Source organism: Geminicoccus sp. (assembly GCF_035556675.1).
Lineage (GTDB): Bacteria > Pseudomonadota > Alphaproteobacteria > Geminicoccales > Geminicoccaceae > Geminicoccus.
The window spans coordinates 1-4,559 of the sequence record NZ_DATMFZ010000243.1; the positions used below are offsets into that span (position 1 = coordinate 1).

Genomic DNA, 4,559 nt, shown 5'->3' on the forward strand with positions numbered 1-4,559 from the left:
CGTTCTGACCAGGAACCCACTTGCGCGGGAGCGTCCTGGCGGCTATCTCCCGCGCACCGCAGGACGGGGCGTAGCTCAGCTTGGTAGAGCGCTTGCTTCGGGAGCAAGAGGCCGGAGGTTCAAATCCTCTCGCCCCGACCAGTCGTGGTAGATCCCTCAACACGTTTTGATCACGGTTCCGGCTCCGGCTGGCCGACATGAGCTGTGCCCCTCACATCACTTCCACGAATGCGTGCTGAATGCGGCACAGCGGGTGAAGCGGGCGCATGGCTTTTCTATTGCGCCAATGCCTTCATTCTGGCGCGGACCTAAAGCGAATCGGTACTGTTGCTGGTCGCGCGCAGGCATTGGCCTGCAGGCGGCGGGCGTTGTCGTCTTGTCAGCGCCATACTTAGCGGAACTGACGCTTTGCCGGCTGACCGCATGGCCAGCGCAGGCTGGCTGCCTGTCATGCAGACCAGTGACATCGCGATGCTCCGTCGGTGGCGCGCCGACTGGCGGACAGCATCATGACGGTGCGTGACGGGAAGCCAGGCCCGCTCGCGAAAGAATGCGGATCCGGCCGGTAGACCCGGCCGGATCCTTCTCGTGATCAGGGCAGCGTGTAGCTGGTCTTGACCGTGGTGTAGAACTCAGCGGCGTAGCGACCCTGCTCGCGCGAACCGTAGGAGCTGCCCTTCCGGCCGCCGAACGGCACATGGTAGTCCACGCCCGCGGTCGGCAGGTTGACCATCACCATGCCGGCCTCCGACGCCTTCTTGAAGTGGCTGGCATGCTTCAGGCTGGTCGTGCAGATGCCGGAGCTGAGGCCGAACTCGGTGTCGTTGGCGACGTGGAGCGCCTCCTCGTAGTCCTTCACCCGGATCACGCTGACCACCGGGCCGAACACCTCCTCGCGGTTGATCCGCATGGACGGGGTGGTCTCGGTGAACAGCGCCGGCTGCAGGTAGAAGCCAGTCTTCTCCCGGTTCAGCCGCTCGCCGCCGAAGGCGAGCTTACCGCCCTCCTTGCGGGCGATGTCGATATAGGAGAGGTCCTGGTCGAGCTGGCTCTGGTCGACCACCGGGCCGATCTGGGTGCCCTGCTTGAGCGCATCGTCGACCACCAGCGCCTTGGTCGCCTCGACCGCGGCGGCCACGAACTTGTCGTGGATCCCCTCGGTGACGATCACCCGCGAGGACGCGGTGCAGCGCTGGCCGGTGGAATAGAAGCCGCTCTGGACCGCGCAGTTGACCGCGGTGGCGAGGTCGGCGTCGTCCAGCACCACGAGCGGGTTCTTGCCGCCCATTTCCAGCTGGAACTTGCACAGCCGTGCGGCAGCCGCCGCCGCGACGCGCTTGCCGGTCGCGACCGAGCCCGTGAAGCTGATCGCGTTCACCCGCGGGTCGTCCAGGAACACCTGGCCCACCACCGAGCCCCGGCCCATGACCAGGTTGAACACGCCTTCCGGCACGCCCGCCTCGATGATGATCTTCGCCAGCGCATGCGCCGAGCCCGGCACCAGGTCGGCGGGCTTGAGCACCACCGTGTTGCCGTAGGCGAGCGCCGGCGCGATCTTCCATGCCGGGATCGCGATCGGGAAGTTCCAGGGCGTGATCAGGCCCACCACGCCGATCGGGTCGCGGCGCATGTCGACCTCGATGCCGGGGCGTACCGAATCGATTCGCTCGCCCGTGATGCGCAGGGCCTCGCCGGCGAAGAACTTGAAGATCTGGCCGGCGCGGGCGACCTCGCCGATGCCTTCCGGCAGGGTCTTGCCCTCCTCGCGGGACAGCAGCCGGCCGAGCTCCTCCTTGCGCGCCAGGATCGTGTTGCCGACCTTGTCGAGCAGGTCAGCGCGCTGCTGGATCGGGCTGAACTGCCAGGTCTTGAGCGCCTCCTTGGCAGCCGCGATCGCCTCCTTGGCCTGGGCGGCATCGGCCTGCGCGTATTCACCGACCACGTCGTCCAGGTCGGATGGATTCACGTTGCGCGAAACGGACGCACCGTCGACCCAGGCGCCGGCGATGTAGTTCTGATGAATGCTCAATCTCTTCACTCCTTCGAAGGCCGGTTCGACCGAGGCCGTACCCGAGCCTCACATGGGCAGCCCGGCATCGCTCTGCCACCCGTGCCGTGCTACCAGCCGGGCACAACTTGCGCGCAACGGGAGGCGCTTCACGCATGAGCGGCATCGATCACGATTTGTTCCAGCACCTGGCCGGGTTCGACACGCCCACGATCTGCAACGCACTGGAGGTGGCGCGGGGCTATCGGTCGACCGAGGGCTACACGCTCCAGCCGCTCGTCTGCGCCTTCCCCGACCTGAAGCCGATCGTGGGCTTCGCCCGTACCGCGACGATCCGCGCGACCCGGCCGAACGATCGCAAGGGCGAGGAGGCGCGCCAGCACCGGATCGGCTACTACGAATATGTCTGCTCCGAGCCGCATCCGACCATCGCGCTGATCCAGGATCTGGACGAGCATAAGGGCACCGGCGCGTTCTGGGGCGAGGTCAACACCGCCGTGCACAAGGGACTGGGCGTGCTCGGCTGCGTGACCGACGGCTCGATCCGCGACCTCGACATGATCGCCCCCGGCTTCCAGCTGCTCGCCGGCTCGGTCGGACCGAACCATGCCTTCGTCCATTGTGTGGAGTACGGCATCGACGTGACCGTGGCCGGCATGCAGGTCCGCCATGGCGACCTGATTCACGCCGATCGCCATGGCGCCACGGTGATCCCGCTCGATCTCCTGCCGAAGCTGCCCGACGCGATCGACCTGTGCATCCGCCAGGAGCGGCCGATCCTGGAGGCCGCCCGCTCCAGCGACTTCAACATCGAGATGCTGAAGCGGGCCATGGCCGAGGCCGACGAGATCCACTGAGCCCGGCCGGGCTGCCGGGCTTCAGCCGCGCTTCAGCTCGGCACCCGGCCACAGCCGGGCACCCGCCCGTTCATGGCGCACATGCCAGGCGGGCGGCACCCCCAGCGCATCGGCGGCATGCTGGCCCCAGCGGAGGTTGTCCAGATAGGCACGGGCAACCGCGATCAGGTCGGCATGGCCCTCGGCCAGCACCTGCTCGGCCTGTTCCGCGGTGACCAGCATGCCCACCGCCTGGACCATGGTGCGGTCGCCCACGGCCTGCTTCACCTTGGCGGCGAGCGGCACCTGATAGCCCGGGCCGATCGGGACGCGGATGTCCGGGCGGATCGCGCCGGACGAGACGGTGATGTAGTCGACACCGATCGCAGCCAGTTCCTGGCCGAGCCGCGCCGCATCCTCAGGGGTGAAGCCGTCCTCGTGCCAGTCGCTGCCGGTGATGCGGGCACCCAGGATCTTGTCGCGCGGCCAGACCAGGCGCAGGGCGGACGCGATCTCCAGCACGATCCGGATGCGGTTGGCGAAGCTGCCGCCATAGGCGTCCTGGCGCTGGTTGCTCAATGGCGAGCAGAAGCTGTGCAGGAGGTAGCCATGCGCCGCGTGCAGCTCGATGGCGTCGAACCCGGCGCACAGAGCCCGTCGCGCCGCCAGCACGAACGCCTCGCGGATCCGGTGGATGCCGGCCTGGTCCAGCTCGACCGGCGGGCGGTGCTCAGGCGCGAACGGAATCGGGCTGGGCGCCACCGTTGTCCAGCCGCCCTGGTCCGGGCGAAGCTGGGTTCCACCCCGCCAGGGCACGTCCGAGCCCGCTTTGCGGCCGGCATGGGCGAGCTGGATGCCGAACCGCTGCTCGGGCGCATAGGTCCGGATTTCGCGCAGGAGCTTGGCCAGCGCCGCCTCCTGGTCGCTGTTCCAGATGCCCAGGTCCGCAGGAGTGATCCGCCCCTCGGGCAGGACCGCCGAGGCCTCCATCACCAGGAGCCCGGCCCCGCCCAGTGCCAGACTGCCGACATGCTGCTGATGCCAGGGCGCCACCAGGCCATCCCGCGATGCATACTGGCACATCGGCGAAATGGTGATGCGATTGGGCAGGCGGATGCCGCCGAGCGTGAGGGGGTCGAACAGCTTGACGCTCATCTCGTCCTAGAACTCCCAGATCAGTAGCGGCGGGATCATGCACGTGCGCTTGGCACGGCTACAGGAACAGCCGGCCCTCGCCGACGCGCACTGCCCGGCCCGAGACTTCAACAGCCGCGTGGCCGCCCTCGTCCAGGAACGGCTTCAGGTAGATGGTGCTGGGCCGGCCCATGGCCACGCCCTGGACGATTTCCACCTCTTGCCCGGCACAGCCCGGCTCGTCTGCGAGCAGGAGTGCTGCCATCGCCGCGGCCGAGCTGCCGGTGGCGGGGTCCTCAAACACGCCCTCCTGCGGGGCGAACATGCGCACGCTGAAGTTGGTGGGGCCGGTGCGGGCGAACACGGTGAGCCCGGTGGCAGGCGAGGGCATCAACCGTGCGATCGCCGCATAGTCGGGCTCGAGCCGGTCGATCCAAGCAGGGTCGTGCACCTGGAGGAAGGCGAAGGTGGTGCCTGCGGTGGCGAGGCGGACCGGGCTCGCCACCTCCGCCTCGGTCAGGCCCACCGCGGCCGCCAGAGGCTCGGCCTGGACGGTGCCGGCCAGTGCCGGCGGCAGCGGT

The 4,559-nt window shown here is 68.3% G+C and carries 4 protein-coding genes and 1 tRNA gene; 2 read left to right on the forward strand and 3 right to left on the reverse strand.

The window, feature by feature from the left end; all coding sequences use genetic code 11:
• The first annotated feature begins 64 nt into the window (after positions 1–64).
• Positions 65–141: transfer RNA gene (locus VNS22_RS17125), tRNA-Pro, on the forward strand.
• A 451-nt stretch (positions 142–592) separates the two neighbouring features.
• Here VNS22_RS17125 and VNS22_RS17130 read toward each other — a convergent pair.
• On the reverse strand, positions 593–2,029 hold the full coding sequence (locus VNS22_RS17130) for an aldehyde dehydrogenase family protein (protein WP_325734528.1): 1,437 nt from the start codon (positions 2,027–2,029) through the stop codon (positions 593–595).
• Between the two features lie 134 nt (positions 2,030–2,163).
• Here VNS22_RS17130 and VNS22_RS17135 point away from each other — a divergent pair, with 134 nt between their 5' ends.
• Positions 2,164–2,865 (forward strand): RraA family protein, encoded by a 702-nt coding sequence (locus tag VNS22_RS17135; protein ID WP_325734529.1) that lies wholly within the window; start codon positions 2,164–2,166, stop codon positions 2,863–2,865.
• 21 nt (positions 2,866–2,886) lie between these two features.
• Here the strand turns inward: VNS22_RS17135 and VNS22_RS17140 are convergent, their stop codons facing one another.
• On the reverse strand, positions 2,887–3,999 hold the full coding sequence (locus VNS22_RS17140; protein WP_325734531.1) for an NADH:flavin oxidoreductase/NADH oxidase: 1,113 nt from the start codon (positions 3,997–3,999) through the stop codon (positions 2,887–2,889).
• A 58-nt stretch (positions 4,000–4,057) separates the two neighbouring features.
• Positions 4,058–4,559, reverse strand: a 502-nt coding sequence (locus VNS22_RS17145; RefSeq protein WP_325734533.1) for a PhzF family phenazine biosynthesis isomerase, incomplete at its 5' end; no start/stop codon positions are given.